Origin of the sequence: Escherichia sp. MOD1-EC6098 (genome assembly GCF_002965865.1) — a bacterium.
Lineage (GTDB): Bacteria > Pseudomonadota > Gammaproteobacteria > Enterobacterales > Enterobacteriaceae > Escherichia > Escherichia marmotae.
On the sequence record NZ_PTSN01000026.1, the window covers coordinates 38,573 to 56,482 of the forward strand.

Below are 17,910 nucleotides of genomic sequence, written 5' to 3' on the forward strand. Positions count from 1 at the left end.
AAAGAAAAGCAGTATAGCGTCAGGTGAACGCGGCTCCAACCGTTGCATAACAACAAAGACGCCTTCATGTTATACTGCGGCAAGATACTGATGATGTGTCGCGATTGCGGCCAACCGTTTCCACCCCAGGCGAGAGACAATGTTTGATAATTTAACCGATCGTTTGTCGCGCACGCTGCGCAATATCAGTGGCCGTGGACGCCTTACTGAAGACAACGTTAAAGATACGCTGCGCGAAGTGCGCATGGCGCTGCTGGAGGCGGACGTCGCTCTGCCGGTAGTGCGTGAGTTTATCAATCGCGTAAAAGAGAAAGCGGTTGGTCATGAAGTTAACAAGAGCCTGACGCCGGGGCAGGAGTTCGTCAAAATCGTCCGTAACGAACTGGTTGCGGCGATGGGCGAAGAGAACCAGACCCTGAATCTGGCTGCGCAGCCGCCTGCGGTGGTGCTGATGGCGGGCCTGCAAGGTGCCGGTAAAACAACCAGCGTTGGTAAACTCGGTAAGTTCCTGCGCGAGAAGCACAAAAAGAAAGTGCTGGTGGTTTCTGCCGACGTTTATCGTCCGGCGGCAATCAAACAGCTTGAGACGCTGGCCGAACAGGTAGGCGTCGATTTCTTCCCTTCAGATGTTGGCCAGAAGCCGGTCGATATCGTTAATGCGGCGCTGAAAGAAGCCAAACTGAAATTCTACGACGTGTTGCTGGTGGATACTGCCGGTCGTTTGCACGTTGATGAAGCGATGATGGACGAGATCAAACAAGTCCACGCTTCGATTAACCCGGTTGAAACCTTGTTTGTGGTTGACGCCATGACCGGTCAGGATGCCGCCAATACGGCAAAAGCGTTCAATGAAGCGTTACCGCTTACCGGCGTAGTGTTGACCAAAGTAGACGGCGATGCCCGCGGCGGTGCGGCGCTCTCGATTCGTCACATCACTGGCAAACCGATCAAATTCCTCGGTGTTGGTGAGAAAACAGAGGCGCTGGAACCGTTCCATCCGGACCGCATCGCTTCCCGTATTCTCGGTATGGGCGATGTTCTGTCGCTGATCGAAGATATCGAAAGCAAAGTTGACCGCGCGCAGGCTGAGAAATTAGCCAGCAAGCTGAAAAAAGGCGACGGCTTCGATCTCAACGATTTCCTTGAACAGTTGCGCCAGATGAAAAACATGGGCGGCATGGCCAGCCTGATGGGCAAACTGCCGGGTATGGGGCAGATCCCGGAGAACGTGAAGTCGCAGATGGACGATAAAGTGCTGGTGCGTATGGAAGCCATCATCAACTCGATGACGCTGAAAGAGCGCGCTAAGCCAGAAATCATCAAAGGTTCGCGTAAACGTCGTATCGCTGCCGGTTGCGGTATGCAGGTACAGGATGTTAACCGTCTTCTGAAGCAGTTCGACGACATGCAGCGCATGATGAAGAAGATGAAGAAGGGCGGAATGGCGAAGATGATGAGAAGCATGAAAGGGATGATGCCGCCGGGATTTCCTGGTCGCTAAATGACCTTATGCGACAGAGTTATTAACTGTTGATTGCATTTTCTCCAGAAATCAGTAAAATTTTCGGGCTTTTAATATGACACCGGACTCCGTTCCTCGATGGGGTCCGGTTGTTTTATTCACACAAGAGGATGTTATGGTAACTATTCGTTTAGCACGTCACGGCGCTAAAAAGCGTCCGTTCTACCAGGTTGTTGTCGCTGACAGCCGTAATGCACGCAACGGTCGCTTCATTGAGCGCGTTGGTTTCTTCAACCCAATCGCTAGCGAAAAAGAAGAAGGCGCCCGCCTGGATCTGGATCGCATTGCTCACTGGGTTGGCCAGGGCGCAACTATTTCTGATCGCGTTGCTGCGCTGATCAAAGAAGTAAACAAAGCAGCTTAATCTGTCACGGTGGTCATGATGAGCAAACAACTCACCGCGCAAGCACCTGTTGATCCCATCGTTTTGGGAAAAATGGGTTCGTCTTACGGTATTCGTGGGTGGCTCAGAGTGTTTTCTTCCACCGAAGACGCCGAAAGCATTTTTGACTATCAGCCCTGGTTTATCCAGAAGGCGGGTCAGTGGCAGCAAGTCCAGTTGGAAAGCTGGAAGCACCACAATCAGGACATGATCATCAAGCTGAAAGGCGTTGACGATCGTGATGCGGCGAACCTGCTGACGAATTGTGAAATTGTCGTAGATTCTTCGCAGTTGCCTCAGCTTGAAGAGGGTGACTACTACTGGAAAGACCTGATGGGCTGCCAGGTAGTGACCACTGAAGGCTACGATCTCGGTAAAGTCGTCGACATGATGGAAACCGGATCTAATGACGTTCTCGTCATTAAGGCAAACCTGAAAGATGCGTTTGGTATCAAGGAACGTCTCGTACCGTTCCTCGATGGGCAGGTTATCAAGAAAGTCGATCTCACTACTCGTTCAATCGAAGTAGATTGGGATCCTGGTTTTTAAACCACCGGATAAACGGTAAAAGACGGCGCTATGTGGATTGGCATAATTAGCCTGTTTCCTGAAATGTTCCGCGCAATTACCGATTACGGGGTAACTGGCCGGGCAGTTAAAAATGGCCTGCTGAGCATCCAGAGCTGGAGTCCTCGTGACTTCACGCATGACCGGCACCGTACCGTGGACGATCGTCCTTACGGCGGCGGACCGGGGATGTTAATGATGGTGCAACCTTTACGGGATGCCATTCATGCAGCAAAAAGCGCGGCGGGTGAAGGCGCTAAGGTGATCTATCTGTCACCGCAGGGGCGCAAGCTTGATCAAGCAGGCGTCAGCGAACTGGCAACGAATCAAAAATTGATTCTGGTGTGCGGTCGCTACGAAGGTATAGATGAGCGCGTGATCCAAACCGAAATTGACGAAGAATGGTCAATCGGGGATTACGTTCTGAGTGGTGGTGAGTTACCAGCAATGACGTTGATTGACTCTGTCTCCCGGTTTATTCCGGGGGTACTGGGACATGAAGCCTCAGCAACGGAAGATTCCTTTGCTGAAGGATTGCTGGATTGCCCGCACTATACGCGGCCTGAGGTGTTAGAAGGGATGGAAGTTCCGTCAGTGTTACTGTCGGGCAACCATGCCGAGATACGTCGCTGGCGTTTGAAACAGTCGCTGGGCCGTACCTGGCTTAGAAGACCTGAACTTCTGGAAAACCTGGCTCTGACTGAAGAGCAAGCAAGGTTGCTGGCGGAGTTCAAAACCGAACACGCGCAACAGCAACATAAACATGATGGGATGGCGTAAGCCCCCGAGATATCAGTTTACCCAGGATAAGAGATTAAATTATGAGCAACATTATTAAGCAACTTGAACAAGAGCAGATGAAGCAGGACGTACCTTCCTTCCGTCCGGGTGATACCGTGGAAGTGAAAGTATGGGTTGTTGAAGGTTCCAAAAAACGTCTGCAGGCATTCGAGGGCGTGGTTATCGCTATTCGTAACCGCGGTCTGCACTCTGCATTCACTGTTCGTAAAATTTCCAACGGCGAAGGCGTTGAGCGTGTCTTCCAGACTCACTCTCCGGTAGTTGACAGCATTTCTGTCAAACGTCGTGGTGCTGTTCGTAAAGCTAAACTGTACTACCTGCGTGAGCGTACTGGTAAGGCTGCTCGTATCAAAGAGCGTCTTAACTAAGATTTCGCTTAAGCGACATCCTGTTAAGAAGGGCTGGCCAATTGGCTGGCCCTTTTTTTATCTACTGAAATTGAGTTTAAGGCGCACTTATCACCACAGCGACGCGGCGGTTCTCGGCCCGACCCTGAGATGTCTGGTTGCTGGCGATGGGGTATTTTTTCCCTAAGCCTTGAGTAGAGAGATTGCTGCGAGGAATTTGCCCACCTTCAGCCCAGGCATCTGCGACGACATTCGCTCTCTTCAGTGATAAGGCTTCATTGTAGCTATCTTCACCGTAGTTATCGGTATGACCATCCATACGGGCATGTGTTAGCCCGGTAGAAGCCAGTTTCGCCGCCATGGTTTGGATCTGTTGCTGACTTTCCGGAAGTAGTTTGTAGTCATTTTTAGCAAACAGAATCGTGTCTGATAAGCCAAGTGACCAGTCACCGGCGGATTCAGTAAAACCATAAGACTGCATAGCAGCGACTTGCTCTGGGGTAAACTTGCCTTGTGGAGCCTGGCAACCTGCCAGTATCAGAGAAGAGAAAACCAGAGGTGCTACCAGTTGCTTTATCATGTAGATATTTCCTTGTTATTTCACCCGCGTTTCGGCGCGCTGGTGCTTGGCCTGATACATATTACGATCGGCCAGCTCTTGTAATTTTTCGGCAGAATCGTGTTCACGAGTCAGGGCGTATCCAATACTTAAGGTCATGCTGGTCTGATGACCGTTATGGAGATTGAATGGGCGATGAAAGGTTTGTGTGAGATCTGCACAGATGCGCTGCACTTCATATTCTGACAGTACGCCAGACAGAACCATGGCGAACTCGTCGCCTCCTATGCGGTATGACTGATGTCGTTTTCCGCTAAATTCCATTAACCGTATGGCTATCTCGATCAAGACCTGATCGCCCGTCGCGTGCCCCCATGTGTCATTGATATATTTGAAATTATCGCCATCAAGAAAAAGTAAAGCTGAGGTTTCTCGTGCAGCAGAATCACTCATTAACGTATTGATGCAGTTGCGGAATGCAGCGCGGTTCGCCAGCCCGGTTAATGGGTCATGTAGCGCGGTACGTAGAAGCTGGGCATTTTTTGCCTGCAAACGGAGCTGCCACTCTTCCATTTCATCCAGCAAGCTATTGAAGTCGAGAGCAAAGCGGTGAAATTCTGCGATTCGTTCTTCCGAAACACGGCGGGAAAAATTGCGGTTGGAGCGCACATCATGAACGACGTCAGTGATGTTTTTTAGCGCTTCCACCAGTCCGTTATGCAAATGGCGGGTAAGGGTGATTGCAATGCCTGATGCCAGCAGAATGCAACCCGTCAGAACAGCCAGCGATAACCAGATAAAATGACTGATTGAGTTGTCGCGAGCGGTTAACTGTACTTCTCCAATGATTTTGCCATTATGGCGAATCGGCTGAATGACGGGAGCGGGGAAGAGCCAGTGGCTAATGAAATTACTGAATGTCTCGCCCGGAGCCTTACTGGTGTAATGCCAGGATGCCAGAATGTTTTGCTGGTTATCTCGCACTTCTGCGGTTGAAAATTGGCCCTGCTGACCCAGCGCGGCTAACGTTTCTGTGGCTGCCGGACCATCGGCAAAAACGACAGCAGCTTCCAGACTGTAAGTCATTGTCGCTGCGGTGAGTGCCAGGTTTTTTTGCGCGTATTGTTTCAGGGTCAGCACCGATGTCACGGAAAGCAGCAGCCAGATCAGCGTCATAGTGATAAATACGCTGGTCATGCTGATATTGCGTAATGCTCTTTTAAACGTGGGGCGCTTATTAAGAGAATTATCGTTACCCATCATTTTTCTTCCGTGCGAGCATTAAGACATCCGGGTTGACCTTTACACCACTACGCGATAAGGCATCCAGGTTTACGGCAAATCTGACGTTATTATTGTTGATGATCAGGCAAAATGCGCTGCCAATAATGCACTCGGTATTTTGTTCGGCTATTAATAATAACGCCTTAGACGGATATTCATCGATTAATTCTATCTGGAATGTCGGTGACTCGCTGCCAAAATAAAAGCCATCGCAGCTTGAAATCAGTGCCTCTTGTTTAGAGTTAATGATGATGGGGAGATAAGGCAAAGAAGTTGCGTTGTTCTCTTGTAGGGCTGCGCTAAAACGTGAAGATGAAAAAATACATAGCCTTGGTGGGCCAGTCAATGCAGGCCAGCGAGTGTAGCTGACGATACCGGAAACCATCAAACGTATATTTTTTGTAACGTCAGAAGCACCCTGAGCGAGTAATGGCGATCCTGCCAGGAGAAAGAGCAGTAGTAAAATCGGTCGGTGAGAAAAGCGCATTCAGGGATCCTCACCACCGTTGCTCGAAACGCATCGAAAATTTTCTTTAGGATGCTCATTAAAATATCATTATTTTATGCACTCGTCATCAAAACGAGAATTAAAATTCAAATAAGTTAAATCTTATGATTAATTTATTGATGAGGTTTAAATTAATTCAATCGTATCGTGCTGGCATTTTCATCGGCTCCTTTTTGCCATACTTCATGCAGTTGACTGGCATTTTCCACCGTGTCACAACTGGCGGGAAAGCTTTTACCAGATAGCCCTCTGGCGTAAGTAAAATCAGGCTGGCAGGTTTTCTTTTGTCCTTCGGCATATCCTTTAAGGTATACCACCCGATCTGTTGGTGAATCGTTAAATGTATCGTCGTCTTTTATGGCAACGCCTGATATAGCATCTTCCATACCAACGTCATACCAGTCGGTACTGGTCAAGGTTGGCGCGTGAGTATAAGGATCAATCTGGCAACCGCTAATCACTAAGGCCAACAGGGGACCGATAAATTTTTTCATCATTTTTTCTCCTTTTTCAAAGCATAGCGGATTGTTTTTGATAGTGGTGTAAATTTGTTTTTACGAAATTAATTGTCTAAGAAGCATTAAAACTGCATGTGTAAACTATTATTTACGAAATTTGGATTGAAATCTTTACTTGTTATGTTATCGTTACGTCATCCTCGCTGAGGATCAACTATCGCAAACGAGCATAAACAGGATCACCATCATGCAAAAAGACGCGCTGAATAACGTACACATTACCGATGAACAGGTTCTGATGACCCCGGAACAATTGAAGGCCGCTTTTCCATTAAGCCTGCAACAAGAAGCCAAGATTGCCGATTCGCGTAAAACCATTTCAGATATTATCGCCGGGCGCGATCCTCGTCTGCTGGTAGTGTGTGGTCCTTGTTCCATTCATGATCCTGAAACGGCTCTGGAATATGCTCGTCGATTTAAAGCTCTTGCCGAAGAGGTCAGCGATAACCTCTATCTGGTGATGCGCGTCTATTTTGAAAAACCCCGTACTACTGTCGGCTGGAAAGGGTTAATTAACGATCCACATATGGATGGCTCTTTTGACGTAGAAGCCGGGCTGCAAATTGCGCGTAAGTTGCTGCTTGAACTGGTGAACATGGGGCTGCCGTTGGCGACGGAGGCGTTAGATCCAAACAGCCCGCAATATCTTGGTGATCTGTTTAGCTGGTCTGCAATTGGTGCTCGCACCACAGAATCGCAAACACACCGTGAAATGGCATCTGGCCTGTCTATGCCGGTTGGTTTTAAAAACGGCACCGATGGCAGTCTGGCAACGGCAATTAACGCCATGCGAGCTGCCGCCCAGCCACACCGTTTTGTCGGTATTAACCAGGCAGGGCAGGTTGCGTTGCTACAAACGCAAGGTAATCCGGACGGACATGTGATCCTGCGAGGCGGCAAAGCACCGAATTATAGCCCTGCGGATATTGCGCAATGTGAAAAAGAGATGGAACAGGCGGGACTGCGTCCCTCACTGATGGTAGATTGCAGCCACGGTAATTCCAATAAAGATTATCGCCGCCAACCTGCGGTAGCAGAGTCCGTGGTTGCCCAAATCAAAGATGGCAATCGCTCAATTATTGGTCTGATGATCGAAAGTAATATCCACGAAGGCAATCAGTCTTCCGAGCAACCGCGCAGCGCAATGAAATACGGTGTATCCGTTACCGATGCCTGCATTAGCTGGGAAATGACAGATGCCTTGCTGCGTGAGATTCATCATGATCTCAACGGACAGTTGACGGCACGCGTGGCTTAAGAGGTTTATTATGGTTGCTGAGTTGACCGCATTACGTGATCAAATTGATGAAGTCGATAAAGAGTTGCTGAATTTATTAGCGAAGCGTCTGGAACTGGTTGCCGAAGTCGGTGAGGTGAAGAGCCGTTTTGGGTTGCCTATTTATGTTCCGGAGCGTGAGGCATCCATGCTGGCCTCGCGGCGCGCCGAGGCTGAAGCTCTCGGAGTGCCGCCGGATCTCATTGAAGACATCCTGCGTCGGGTGATGCGTGAATCTTACTCCAGCGAGAACGACAAAGGCTTTAAAACGCTTTGTCCTACGTTACGCCCGGTGGTTATCGTCGGCGGTGGCGGTCAGATGGGGCGATTGTTCGAGAAGATGCTGACACTCTCGGGTTATCAGGTGCGGATCCTTGAACAACATGATTGGGAACGTGCGGCTGAGATTGTTGCCGATGCCGGAATGGTGATTGTTAGTGTGCCGATTCATGTTACTGAGCAGGTCATAGGAAAATTGCCGCGTTTACCGCAAGACTGTATTCTGGTTGATCTGGCATCGGTGAAAAATGGACCGTTGCAGGCCATGCTGGCGGCGCATGATGGTCCGGTGCTGGGGCTACACCCGATGTTCGGCCCGGACAGCGGTAGCCTGGCGAAACAGGTCGTTGTCTGGTGTGATGGCCGCCAGCCGGAAGCGTATCAATGGTTTCTGGAGCAAATTCAGGTCTGGGGCGCACGGTTACATCGCATTAGCGCCGTGGAGCACGATCAGAATATGGCGTTTATCCAGGCGTTGCGCCACTTTGCTACTTTTGCTTATGGCCTGCATCTGGCAGAAGAAAATGTTCAGCTTGAGCAACTTCTGGCGCTCTCTTCGCCCATTTATCGCCTTGAACTGGCGATGGTCGGGCGACTGTTTGCCCAGGATCCGCAGCTTTATGCCGACATCATCATGTCGTCAGAACGTAATCTGGCGCTGATCAAACGTTACTATAAACGTTTTGGCGAGGCGATTGAGTTGCTGGAGCAGGGCGATAAGCAGGCGTTTATTGACAGTTTCCGCAAGGTTGAGCACTGGTTCGGTGATTACGCGCAACGCTTCCAGAGTGAAAGCCGTGTGTTATTGCGTCAGGCAAATGACAACCGGCAGTAATAATTTTGTGCCGGGTGATACGTATCACATCCGGCACGGCTTCATCATGCAGGATCGACAGGCACCACATTCTCGCTTGGGTAACAGCCCAACACCTTCATCGAACGGGTGATTTCACCTAACTCTTTCAATGCTTTTTGCATTTCTGCTGATTCAAGGTTGGCCTGAATATCCAGATAAAACATCTCTTCCCACGGATTACCGTGAATCGGACGTGATTCCAGACGGGTCATGATCAGATTATGATTGCGCAGCACCAGCAGTGCTTCAACCAGTGCACCGGCTTGTTGTCCGGTGGCCATTAACAGCGTGGTTTTTGCCGGAATCTGGTCTGAAACGTTAATGGCTTTACGCGCCAGCACGACAAATCGGGTGAAGTTTTGTCGCTGATTTGCCTCAATGCGCTCCAACACCTGTAAGCCGTACAAAGTGCCGCCTGCCTCGCTCCCCAATGCAGCAACATGCGGTGATTTTGCCTGTGCAACCTTTTCCATCGCCGCGGACGTACTTTCGGTATATTCAATCTTCCAGTGCGGATAGCGATTAAGGAATTTACTGCATTGCTGGAATGGCTGCGGATGGCTGTAGACCGTGTTGATGGTGGATAAATCTGTAGTACCAGAAACCAGCAGGCAGTGGTCAATGGTCAGCGTCATCTCGCCAACAATCGATAAGCTGGTATGTTGCAGCAGATCGTAGACATCGTTAATGGCACCGGAGCTGGTATTTTCAATCGGTACGACGGCATAGTCGGCCTGACCTGTTTCCACCTGATTAAAAATATCAGCAAATTTGGCACAACCACTTTCAATAAATTGCTCGAAGTGACGGGCAGCATACTGACGGGCGGCAAGGTGTGAGTAGGAACCTTTCGGGCCAAGAAAAGCAATGCGGGCAGAGTGCGGATTAATTTTATTGAGATGCTGCTGGAGCAGTGCCTGCTGGGTCAATACGGAATCTTCAATGATAAGCTGGAACAGACGGGTAATGTAGTGCGCATCCAGATGGTGCGTTTTACCGAGTGTAATCAGTTTTTCCAGTAAATCGCGTTCACGATCGATATCACGTACCGGGCGATGAGAGAGCAGTTTGGCTTTTCCCACCTCGACAGCAAGTTCGCGCCGCTCTGCCAGTAGCGCCAGTAATTTTTCATCCAGCGAGCTGATTTTCTCACGCAGCGCCAGTAACGGGTTTTCCGATGTCATAGTGTTGCCTTTTTTGTTATCAATAAAAAAGGCCCCCCGGTTTGGGAGGCCTTATTGTTCGTCTTCGCATTCTGTTTCACACGACGAAACGCCTCCCATTCAGGGGAAGGTAAAAAAGAATGCGAAGAAGAACAGAGTGTGTTTCATATTTGTTTCCTTAAGCGACTTCAGTACAGTACCCGCACTGTTTTCACGCTGTCAACAAAAAACGCGCCCGAAGGCGCGTTGGCGATACACTCAATATAAAGGACTACTTTTCTTCAACTTCTTCGACAAAGTTGGCGTCTTTCACCGATGTTGCGGCACGACGTGCTTCGCCTTTGTGCTGCAGTTTATTGAGCTGCCGTTCCAGCTTGTTGATCAATTCGTTAATTGCGGTGTACATATCTTCATGTTTACCACTGGCAACAAGAACGCCGTTAGGTGTATTGATAGTGGCGTCAGCAACGAACCCTTGTGGCTCTTTGGACAGAATGATATGTGGATTAATCAGATGTGTTTGCCATTTTTCCAGTTTGGCGAGACGGTCTTCGACATGTTGGCGGATGGCCGGAGTAATTTCCATTTGTTTACTGGTAATGTTCATTGTCATAAATTTTACCTCTTGTCTTCCCGTCTTGGTGAATTCAGCATACCGTTCCTGATGTCAAAATGTGTGATGGAAATCTCATAATTTTGTCACTTTTTGTCAACGAAGTTTTTTTGTGAGAAATCGCAGGAAGAAGTGTTTTTTTACTTGAGGAATGTCTCAAAGCGAGCCATATTTGATGAGATCGATCGCGACTAAATCGCTTCAGTTACACGCGTTACAGAATAAAAAAACGGCAGCTCAAGGGCTGTAATGCCAGTCAGTTAAGCAACTGACTGGCTCTTTTTCGGGGCTGTGGGGTATTTCCAGGGCCTCTCCTTTACCACTCTCGGGAAGGCCCTTTCCCTTCTTGTCGGTAATTTCACAAGTTGTCCCATACTTGCAAGATCGCGCATCAGCTCCGGTATACGTCCCGGTGAAGCGCCCTGCAATGTCATCAGCATTCTCATCACCATTCCGCATGATTCTGAGAAACTCAGTTGATTCGGCCAGTAACCTTTCAGATGTTCCGCCATTTTAATCATCTGATATCTCACCAGATTATAAGCCAGTAAGACACCCCACAGCTCTTGCTCCACAAGCTCCGGCTTTTTACTTCTCAGCGTCAGCCTGCTCAGTTGCATCGTCTGTTTTATCTCCCTGTATCCCAGTTCGATTTCCCAGCGATGACTGTACAGATCCGCCATTTCTCCTCCGGGGAAGCGCATGGCGTCCGTCATCGACGTCAGCAGATGGCTGACTTTTCCTTTGCGCGTCACGGTCAGCAGGCGGGCTGTCACCTCATTTCCCAGTCCCGGCCACTTTTTTCGTGCCTGCGGGCTGGTTTTCAGCTTCACCAGATGATCGCCTTTACCCAGTTTTCTGAGCTCTTCATATTGCGCTCCCTTTCTGAGAGGGATCATCCAGTGGCGGTGTTCTCCCGCCAGGCTCCAGGCATTTAACAGTCCCAGTGAGTAATAACCTTTATCCATTAACGTCAGGGTGTTATCGCCGGTTTGTTCTATAAGTTGCTCAGCAAGCTCATTTTCGCTGTTCTTCATCGTGCCGAAGGCTGCAGCCGTCAGCAGATGGCTGGTCAGTTCCATCTGGCAGACCATTTTGACCTGCGGGTAGAGCGCCGGGTTCCCGGCATGTGTCTGGCGGGGGAAGGCTGCATCGTTCTCTGGTGTATCCGGTGTGCGCCAGAACACACCATCGATGGCCAGCAGGGTCAGGTCGCACCAGTGCGGATGCGGCGTGGCGTTATGCCAGAGCTGCGCTGTTTTCGTGAACACGCGGCGGACAGCCTCACTTCCCAGGCGCTGGCGGGCCTGAATAACGGCACTGGGGGCAACGAAGGGGCGATTGCCCGGTAGCATGATGTCCAGGCGATTCACAATCTGGTGAAGAGGTTCTTTACGCTCAAGCGCCATGCCAACAATACACCAGACCATCATTTCGAGGGGAAGACGGCGCTTGCGTAGCGTTACAGTACCTGATTCGGCAAGGCAACGAGAGATGAGTTCGGGGTCGAGGTAATCCCCCAGAGAAGTCAGTGGGTTACGCAGAGAATCGTAACGGGATACCAGATCAAGGGCCTGTCCAATGTGCATAAAAAAATCCGGAAACGAGTGAGCGTTTCCGGATTCTTACACAGCCACTGGATCGGTCAACTGATCCTTAACTGATCGGCATTACAGCTCAAGGGCTGCCGTTTTGCGTTTCAGAATTCTGTTATGTATTGCTGCTGTTTGCGGCGATGATTTTCGCGACTTTTTCAGCTTGTGCATTCATCTGCATCTGACGGTAAGCATTTTCCATTAGTGGCAGAGCATCACGTGTAGCCTGAGTATCCGGGAAATCGCGCAGCATGCCTTCTACACGGTTAACGACAGCAACCCATGCGCCGCGTTCTGTATAGTACTCGGCAACAGAGTATTCATATTTCGCCAGGCGATCTTTCAGGAACACCAGACGTTTGGTGGCATCGGTGGTGTACTGACTGTTCGGATAGCCGCGAACTAATTTGGAAAAGTCACTAAACGCAGCTCGAGCATGTTGAGGATCGCGATCGCTACGGTCAACGCCAAAGAATCCTTGTAGCGCACTGTCATCCAGTGCCATATTGGTCAGGCCACGCATATACATGACATAATCGATATTCGGATGGGTCGGGTTCAGGCGAATAAAACGATCGATGGCAGCCTGTGCTAACGGTAGATCGGCGTTTTTATAATAGGCGTAGATGAGATCCAACTGCACCTGCTGTGAATACGGACCAAACGGATAGCGATTATCTAACGCTTCCAGTTGCGTTATTGCCTGTCTCCAGTTACCGTCCTGCAGCTTTTGTTGTGCAGTCGCGTAAATTTCATTTGGCGGATTATCAGGTACTTCTTCCTTTGAACCCGAGCAACCCGCCAAAAACAGGCTTAATGTGGCGGCTGCCACCAGATATTTCATGCGCGTCATGACGTTTTGACTTTCCTCAAAATGTATTACGGGAGATTCTCTGTTCCTGCTCCCGGTTAAGACCAGCTACAATAGCACACTATATTAAACGGCAAAGCCGTAAAACCCCAACGATAAACGAAGAAGCAGTATATATGGCACAACGAGTACAACTCACTGCAACAGTGTCCGAAAACCAACTCGGTCAACGCTTAGATCAAGCTTTGGCCGAAATGTTCCCGGATTATTCACGTTCGCGGATAAAAGAATGGATCCTCGACCAGCGCGTGCTGGTTAACGGCAAAGTTTGTGATAAGCCGAAAGAAAAAGTATTGGGTGGCGAGCAGGTTGCCATCAACGCCGAAATTGAAGAAGAAGCGCGTTTTGAACCGCAGGATATCCCACTGGATATCGTCTATGAAGATGAAGACATCATTGTTATTAATAAACCGCGCGACCTGGTTGTACATCCTGGCGCGGGTAACCCTGATGGCACGGTGTTGAATGCGTTGCTTCATTACTATCCGCCAATTGCAGATGTTCCGCGTGCGGGCATTGTCCATCGTCTGGATAAAGACACGACGGGTTTGATGGTTGTGGCAAAAACGGTTCCAGCTCAGACGCGTTTGGTGGAGTCTCTGCAACGGCGTGAAATTACCCGTGAGTACGAAGCCGTAGCGATTGGTCATATGACTGCGGGTGGCACGGTGGACGAGCCAATCAGCCGCCATCCCACCAAACGCACCCATATGGCGGTGCATCCGATGGGCAAACCAGCGGTCACTCACTATCGCATCATGGAACACTTCCGTGTGCACACGCGTCTGCGGTTGCGTCTCGAAACCGGACGTACGCATCAGATCCGCGTGCATATGGCGCATATCACTCATCCGCTGGTGGGTGATCCGGTTTATGGTGGTCGCCCGCGTCCGCCGAAGGGGGCGTCGGAAGCGTTTATCTCCACGCTGCGTAAGTTTGATCGTCAGGCGCTTCACGCAACGATGCTACGTCTCTATCACCCGATTTCCGGTATCGAAATGGAATGGCACGCGCCTATCCCACAAGATATGGTTGAACTGATTGAGGTGATGCGCGCCGATTTCGAAGAGCATAAGGATGAAGTGGACTGGTTATGAGTAAGTTGATTGTCCCGCAGTGGCCGTTGCCAAAAGGTGTTGCGGCCTGTAGCTCTACCCGTATTGGCGGCATTAGCTTACCGCCTTACGATTCTCTCAATCTGGGGGCCCATTGTGGTGATAACCCGGAACACGTTGAGGAGAATCGCAGGCGACTTTTTGCTGCGGGCAATTTGCCTTCAAAACCGGTGTGGCTTGAGCAGGTACATGGGAAAGATGTTCTAAGGCTTACTGGCGAACCTTATGCCTCTAAACGGGCGGATGCATCTTATAGCAACACACCTGGCACGGTTTGCGCTGTGATGACTGCCGACTGCCTGCCTGTGCTGTTTTGCAACCGTGCGGGAACGGAAGTCGCCGCTGCTCATGCTGGCTGGCGTGGACTTTGCGCTGGTGTGCTGGAGGAGACAGTTTCTTGTTTTGCTGATAAGCCAGAAAACATTCTTGCCTGGCTGGGACCCGCAATTGGTTCGCGCGCCTTTGAAGTGGGGCCGGAGGTTCGCGAGGCATTTATGGCAGTAGATGCCAAAGCGAGCGAGGCTTTCATTCAGCGTGGTGATAAATATCTGGCGGATATTTATCTGCTTGCCCGGCAGCGTCTGGCGAACGTCGGTGTTGAACAAATTTTCGGTGGTAATCGCTGTACATACACTGAAAATGAGACTTTCTTCTCTTATCGTCGCGACAAGTGCACGGGTCGTATGGCAAGTTTCATTTGGCTGATATAACCTAAAGAATCAAGACGATCCGGTACGCGTGATTTTCTTTTCACATTAATCTGGTCAATAACCTTGAATAATTGAGGGATGACCTCATTTAATCTCCAGTAGCAACTTTGATCCGTTATGGGAGGAGTTATGCGTCTGGATCGTCTTACTAACAAATTCCAGCTTGCTCTTGCCGATGCCCAATCACTTGCACTCGGGCACGACAACCAATTCATCGAACCACTTCATTTAATGAGCGCCCTGCTGAATCAGGAAGGGGGTTCGGTTAGTCCTTTATTAACATCCGCTGGCATTAATGCTGGCCAATTGCGCACAGATATCAATCAGGCATTAAATCGTTTACCGCAGGTTGAAGGTACAGGGGGCGATGTCCAGCCTTCACAGGATCTGGTGCGCGTTCTTAATCTTTGCGACAAGCTGGCGCAAAAACGTGGTGATAACTTTATCTCGTCAGAACTGTTTGTTCTGGCGGCACTTGAGTCTCGCGGCACGCTGGCCGACATCCTGAAAGCAGCAGGGGCGACCACCGCCAACATTACTCAAGCGATTGAACAAATGCGTGGAGGTGAAAGCGTGAATGATCAAGGAGCCGAAGACCAACGTCAGGCTTTGAAAAAATATACCATTGACCTTACCGAACGTGCCGAACAAGGTAAACTCGATCCGGTAATTGGTCGTGATGAAGAAATTCGTCGTACCATTCAGGTACTGCAACGCCGTACTAAAAATAACCCGGTACTGATCGGTGAACCTGGTGTCGGTAAAACCGCCATCGTTGAAGGTTTGGCGCAGCGTATTATCAATGGCGAAGTACCGGAAGGGCTGAAAGGCCGCCGCGTACTGGCGCTGGATATGGGCGCGCTGGTGGCTGGGGCGAAATATCGTGGTGAGTTTGAAGAACGTCTGAAAGGCGTGCTGAACGATCTGTCGAAACAGGAAGGCAACGTCATTCTGTTTATCGATGAGCTGCACACCATGGTGGGCGCAGGTAAAGCCGATGGCGCAATGGACGCCGGGAATATGCTGAAACCGGCACTGGCCCGTGGTGAACTGCACTGCGTGGGCGCGACCACCCTTGATGAATATCGCCAGTACATTGAAAAAGATGCGGCGCTGGAGCGTCGTTTCCAGAAAGTGTTTGTTGCCGAGCCAACGGTGGAAGACACCATTGCTATTCTGCGTGGCCTGAAAGAACGTTACGAGCTGCACCACCATGTGCAAATTACTGACCCGGCAATTGTTGCAGCGGCGACGTTGTCTCATCGCTACATTGCTGACCGTCAGTTGCCAGATAAAGCCATCGACCTGATCGATGAAGCGGCATCCAGTATCCGTATGCAGATTGACTCAAAACCGGAAGAGCTTGACCGACTCGATCGTCGAATTATCCAGCTTAAGCTGGAACAACAGGCGTTAATGAAAGAGTCTGATGAAGCCAGTAAAAAACGTCTGGATATGCTCAATGAAGAACTGAGTGACAAAGAACGCCAGTACTCTGAGTTAGAAGAGGAGTGGAAAGCAGAGAAAGCGTCACTCTCTGGCACCCAGACCATTAAAGCCGAACTGGAACAGGCGAAAATCGCCATTGAACAGGCGCGCCGTGTAGGTGATCTGGCGCGGATGTCCGAACTGCAATACGGCAAAATTCCGGAGCTCGAAAAACAACTGGAAGCGGCTACACAGCTCGAAGGCAAAACCATGCGTCTGTTGCGTAATAAAGTGACTGACGCAGAAATTGCTGAAGTGTTGGCGCGTTGGACGGGCATTCCTGTTTCTCGCATGATGGAAAGTGAGCGCGAAAAACTGCTGCGTATGGAGCAAGAACTGCACCATCGTGTTATTGGCCAAAACGAAGCCGTTGATGCGGTATCTAACGCCATTCGTCGTAGCCGTGCGGGGCTTGCGGATCCTAATCGCCCGATTGGTTCGTTCTTGTTCCTCGGTCCAACGGGTGTAGGTAAAACCGAACTCTGTAAGGCGCTGGCGAATTTTATGTTCGACAGTGACGAGGCGATGGTTCGTATCGATATGTCCGAGTTTATGGAGAAACACTCGGTGTCTCGTCTGGTTGGTGCACCTCCGGGATATGTGGGTTATGAAGAAGGTGGCTACCTGACTGAAGCGGTGCGTCGTCGTCCTTATTCCGTCATTCTGCTGGATGAAGTGGAAAAAGCGCATCCGGATGTATTCAACATTCTGTTGCAGGTTCTGGATGACGGACGTCTGACTGATGGGCAGGGGAGAACGGTCGATTTCCGTAATACGGTGGTCATTATGACCTCTAACCTCGGCTCCGATCTGATCCAGGAACGTTTCGGTGAACTGGATTATGCGCGCATGAAAGAGCTGGTGCTCGGCGTGGTTAGCCATAACTTCCGTCCGGAATTCATAAACCGTATTGATGAAGTTGTGGTCTTCCACCCGTTGGGTGAACAACATATCGCTTCGATTGCCCAGATCCAGTTGAAACGTCTGTACAAACGTCTGGAAGAACGTGGTTATGAAATCCACATTTCTGACGAGGCACTGAAACTGCTGAGCGAGAATGGTTACGATCCGGTTTATGGTGCACGTCCTCTGAAACGTGCTATCCAGCAACAGATCGAAAACCCGCTGGCGCAGCAAATACTGTCTGGTGAATTGGTTCCTGGCAAAGTCATTCGCCTGGAAGTTAATGAAGACCGCATTGTCGCCGTCCAGTAAATGATAAAACGAGTCCTTCGGGGCTCGTTTCTGTCTATAAGTTAGACGGAAAAGACCATGCTCGGGGTGTTTTGCCTGAAAATTGAGCGAACGATAAAGTTTTTATATTTTTCGCTTGTCAGGCCGGAATAACTCCCTATAATGCGCCACCACTGACACGGAACAACGGCAAATAAGCCGCCGGGTCAGCGGGGTTCTCCTGAGAACTTCGACAGAGAAAAGCGAAAAAATGCTTGACTCT

At 50.0% G+C, this 17,910-nt stretch carries 19 protein-coding genes and 1 other annotated feature; of the genes, 10 read left to right on the forward strand and 9 right to left on the reverse strand.

Features of this window, described 5'->3' with window-relative positions; all coding sequences use genetic code 11:
- Positions 1–139 precede the first annotated feature (139 nt).
- From ffh to rplS, 5 genes are all read left to right on the forward strand, one after another.
- Positions 140–1,501 carry a signal recognition particle protein gene (gene ffh / locus C0K55_RS21855; RefSeq protein ID WP_000460036.1) on the forward strand — a complete coding sequence of 454 codons (1,362 nt, stop codon included), beginning with the start codon at positions 140–142 and terminating at the stop codon, positions 1,499–1,501.
- 136 nt (positions 1,502–1,637) lie between these two features.
- Positions 1,638–1,886 (forward strand): 30S ribosomal protein S16, encoded by a 249-nt coding sequence (rpsP, locus tag C0K55_RS21860; RefSeq protein WP_001371138.1) that lies wholly within the window; start codon positions 1,638–1,640, stop codon positions 1,884–1,886.
- A gap of 18 nt (positions 1,887–1,904) precedes the next feature.
- Positions 1,905–2,453 (forward strand): ribosome maturation factor RimM, encoded by a 549-nt coding sequence (gene rimM / locus C0K55_RS21865; protein ID WP_000043335.1) that lies wholly within the window; start codon positions 1,905–1,907, stop codon positions 2,451–2,453.
- Between the two features lie 30 nt (positions 2,454–2,483).
- Entirely contained in the window at positions 2,484–3,251 is a 768-nt protein-coding gene (gene trmD / locus C0K55_RS21870) for a tRNA (guanosine(37)-N1)-methyltransferase TrmD (protein ID WP_000264785.1), read from the forward strand.
- A gap of 41 nt (positions 3,252–3,292) precedes the next feature.
- Positions 3,293–3,640 (forward strand): 50S ribosomal protein L19, encoded by a 348-nt coding sequence (rplS, locus tag C0K55_RS21875; RefSeq protein ID WP_000065253.1) that lies wholly within the window; start codon positions 3,293–3,295, stop codon positions 3,638–3,640.
- Positions 3,641–3,716: 76 nt separating this feature from the next.
- Here rplS and C0K55_RS21880 read toward each other — a convergent pair whose 3' ends face one another.
- The 4 genes from C0K55_RS21880 to C0K55_RS21895 all read right to left on the reverse strand — a co-directional run bounded on the left by C0K55_RS21880 (position 3,717) and on the right by C0K55_RS21895 (position 6,467).
- Positions 3,717–4,199, reverse strand: coding sequence for an OmpA family protein (locus C0K55_RS21880; RefSeq protein WP_000595358.1), 483 nt, complete (start codon positions 4,197–4,199; stop codon positions 3,717–3,719).
- 15 nt (positions 4,200–4,214) lie between these two features.
- Positions 4,215–5,441: a diguanylate cyclase DgcN gene (gene dgcN / locus C0K55_RS21885; RefSeq protein WP_105266788.1), complete on the reverse strand. Its 1,227-nt coding sequence runs from the start codon at positions 5,439–5,441 to the stop codon at positions 4,215–4,217.
- Positions 5,431–5,949, reverse strand: a complete 519-nt coding sequence (locus C0K55_RS21890) for a YfiR family protein (protein WP_105266787.1) — start codon at positions 5,947–5,949, stop codon at positions 5,431–5,433. Before C0K55_RS21890 ends, dgcN begins: the two co-directional genes overlap by 11 nt.
- Positions 5,950–6,101: 152 nt before the next feature.
- Positions 6,102–6,467, reverse strand: coding sequence for a DUF2799 domain-containing protein (locus C0K55_RS21895; protein WP_000976009.1), 366 nt, complete (start codon positions 6,465–6,467; stop codon positions 6,102–6,104).
- Positions 6,468–6,675: 208 nt separating this feature from the next.
- Between C0K55_RS21895 and aroF the strand changes: the two genes are divergently transcribed.
- Complete coding sequence (gene aroF, locus C0K55_RS21900; RefSeq protein ID WP_001168033.1) at positions 6,676–7,746, forward strand: 3-deoxy-7-phosphoheptulonate synthase AroF; 1,071 nt, start codon at positions 6,676–6,678, stop codon at positions 7,744–7,746.
- A 10-nt stretch (positions 7,747–7,756) separates the two neighbouring features.
- Complete coding sequence (tyrA, locus tag C0K55_RS21905) at positions 7,757–8,878, forward strand: bifunctional chorismate mutase/prephenate dehydrogenase (RefSeq protein WP_000225243.1); 1,122 nt, start codon at positions 7,757–7,759, stop codon at positions 8,876–8,878.
- Positions 8,879–8,922: 44 nt separating this feature from the next.
- Here tyrA and pheA read toward each other — a convergent pair whose 3' ends face one another.
- From pheA to bamD, 5 genes are all read right to left on the reverse strand, one after another.
- A complete protein-coding gene (gene pheA, locus C0K55_RS21910) occupies positions 8,923–10,083 on the reverse strand; it encodes a bifunctional chorismate mutase/prephenate dehydratase (RefSeq protein WP_105266938.1) in 1,161 nt (386 codons plus the stop codon).
- A gap of 22 nt (positions 10,084–10,105) precedes the next feature.
- Positions 10,106–10,231, reverse strand: a sequence feature (Phe leader region).
- Positions 10,183–10,230, reverse strand: a complete 48-nt coding sequence (pheL, locus tag C0K55_RS21915) for a pheA operon leader peptide PheL (protein WP_101958059.1) — start codon at positions 10,228–10,230, stop codon at positions 10,183–10,185. (Overlaps the previous feature by 48 nt.)
- 102 nt (positions 10,232–10,333) lie before the next feature.
- On the reverse strand, positions 10,334–10,675 hold the full coding sequence (gene raiA, locus C0K55_RS21920; RefSeq protein ID WP_105266937.1) for a ribosome-associated translation inhibitor RaiA: 342 nt from the start codon (positions 10,673–10,675) through the stop codon (positions 10,334–10,336).
- Positions 10,676–10,935: 260 nt separating this feature from the next.
- A complete protein-coding gene (locus C0K55_RS21925) occupies positions 10,936–12,264 on the reverse strand; it encodes an IS4-like element IS4 family transposase (protein WP_105266936.1) in 1,329 nt (442 codons plus the stop codon).
- A gap of 121 nt (positions 12,265–12,385) precedes the next feature.
- The gene (bamD, locus tag C0K55_RS21930; protein ID WP_000197680.1) at positions 12,386–13,123 is read right to left on the reverse strand and encodes an outer membrane protein assembly factor BamD; all 738 of its coding nucleotides are present in this window, start codon (positions 13,121–13,123) and stop codon (positions 12,386–12,388) included.
- A 134-nt stretch (positions 13,124–13,257) separates the two neighbouring features.
- Here bamD and rluD point away from each other — a divergent pair, with 134 nt between their 5' ends.
- From rluD to clpB, 3 genes are all read left to right on the forward strand, one after another.
- Positions 13,258–14,238: a 23S rRNA pseudouridine(1911/1915/1917) synthase RluD gene (gene rluD / locus C0K55_RS21935; RefSeq protein ID WP_000079112.1), complete on the forward strand. Its 981-nt coding sequence runs from the start codon at positions 13,258–13,260 to the stop codon at positions 14,236–14,238.
- On the forward strand, positions 14,235–14,966 hold the full coding sequence (yfiH, locus tag C0K55_RS21940; RefSeq protein ID WP_105266935.1) for a purine nucleoside phosphorylase YfiH: 732 nt from the start codon (positions 14,235–14,237) through the stop codon (positions 14,964–14,966). The genes rluD and yfiH overlap by 4 nt, the downstream gene beginning before the upstream one ends.
- A 129-nt stretch (positions 14,967–15,095) precedes the next feature.
- On the forward strand, positions 15,096–17,669 hold the full coding sequence (gene clpB, locus C0K55_RS21945; protein WP_001516905.1) for an ATP-dependent chaperone ClpB: 2,574 nt from the start codon (positions 15,096–15,098) through the stop codon (positions 17,667–17,669).
- Positions 17,670–17,910: the final 241 nt, after the last annotated feature.

Excerpts from the sequence above, each read along its gene's own strand:
- ffh (WP_000460036.1), top strand. The coding sequence starts at position 140 with ATGTTTGATAATTTAACCGATCGTTTGTCGCGCACGCTGCGCAATATC.
- C0K55_RS21895 (WP_000976009.1), bottom strand. The coding sequence starts at position 6,467 with ATGATGAAAAAATTTATCGGTCCCCTGTTGGCCTTAGTGATTAGCGGT.
- trmD (WP_000264785.1), top strand. The coding sequence starts at position 2,484 with ATGTGGATTGGCATAATTAGCCTGTTTCCTGAAATGTTCCGCGCAATT.
- C0K55_RS21925 (WP_105266936.1), bottom strand. The coding sequence starts at position 12,264 with ATGCACATTGGACAGGCCCTTGATCTGGTATCCCGTTACGATTCTCTG.
- aroF (WP_001168033.1), top strand. The coding sequence starts at position 6,676 with ATGCAAAAAGACGCGCTGAATAACGTACACATTACCGATGAACAGGTT.
- C0K55_RS21890 (WP_105266787.1), bottom strand. The coding sequence starts at position 5,949 with ATGCGCTTTTCTCACCGACCGATTTTACTACTGCTCTTTCTCCTGGCA.
- raiA (WP_105266937.1), bottom strand. The coding sequence starts at position 10,675 with ATGACAATGAACATTACCAGTAAACAAATGGAAATTACTCCGGCCATC.
- pheA (WP_105266938.1), bottom strand. The coding sequence starts at position 10,083 with ATGACATCGGAAAACCCGTTACTGGCGCTGCGTGAGAAAATCAGCTCG.
- tyrA (WP_000225243.1), top strand. The coding sequence starts at position 7,757 with ATGGTTGCTGAGTTGACCGCATTACGTGATCAAATTGATGAAGTCGAT.
- dgcN (WP_105266788.1), bottom strand. The coding sequence starts at position 5,441 with ATGATGGGTAACGATAATTCTCTTAATAAGCGCCCCACGTTTAAAAGA.
- rimM (WP_000043335.1), top strand. The coding sequence starts at position 1,905 with ATGAGCAAACAACTCACCGCGCAAGCACCTGTTGATCCCATCGTTTTG.
- rpsP (WP_001371138.1), top strand. The coding sequence starts at position 1,638 with ATGGTAACTATTCGTTTAGCACGTCACGGCGCTAAAAAGCGTCCGTTC.
- rplS (WP_000065253.1), top strand. The coding sequence starts at position 3,293 with ATGAGCAACATTATTAAGCAACTTGAACAAGAGCAGATGAAGCAGGAC.
- rluD (WP_000079112.1), top strand. The coding sequence starts at position 13,258 with ATGGCACAACGAGTACAACTCACTGCAACAGTGTCCGAAAACCAACTC.
- clpB (WP_001516905.1), top strand. The coding sequence starts at position 15,096 with ATGCGTCTGGATCGTCTTACTAACAAATTCCAGCTTGCTCTTGCCGAT.
- bamD (WP_000197680.1), bottom strand. The coding sequence starts at position 13,123 with ATGACGCGCATGAAATATCTGGTGGCAGCCGCCACATTAAGCCTGTTT.
- yfiH (WP_105266935.1), top strand. The coding sequence starts at position 14,235 with ATGAGTAAGTTGATTGTCCCGCAGTGGCCGTTGCCAAAAGGTGTTGCG.
- C0K55_RS21880 (WP_000595358.1), bottom strand. The coding sequence starts at position 4,199 with ATGATAAAGCAACTGGTAGCACCTCTGGTTTTCTCTTCTCTGATACTG.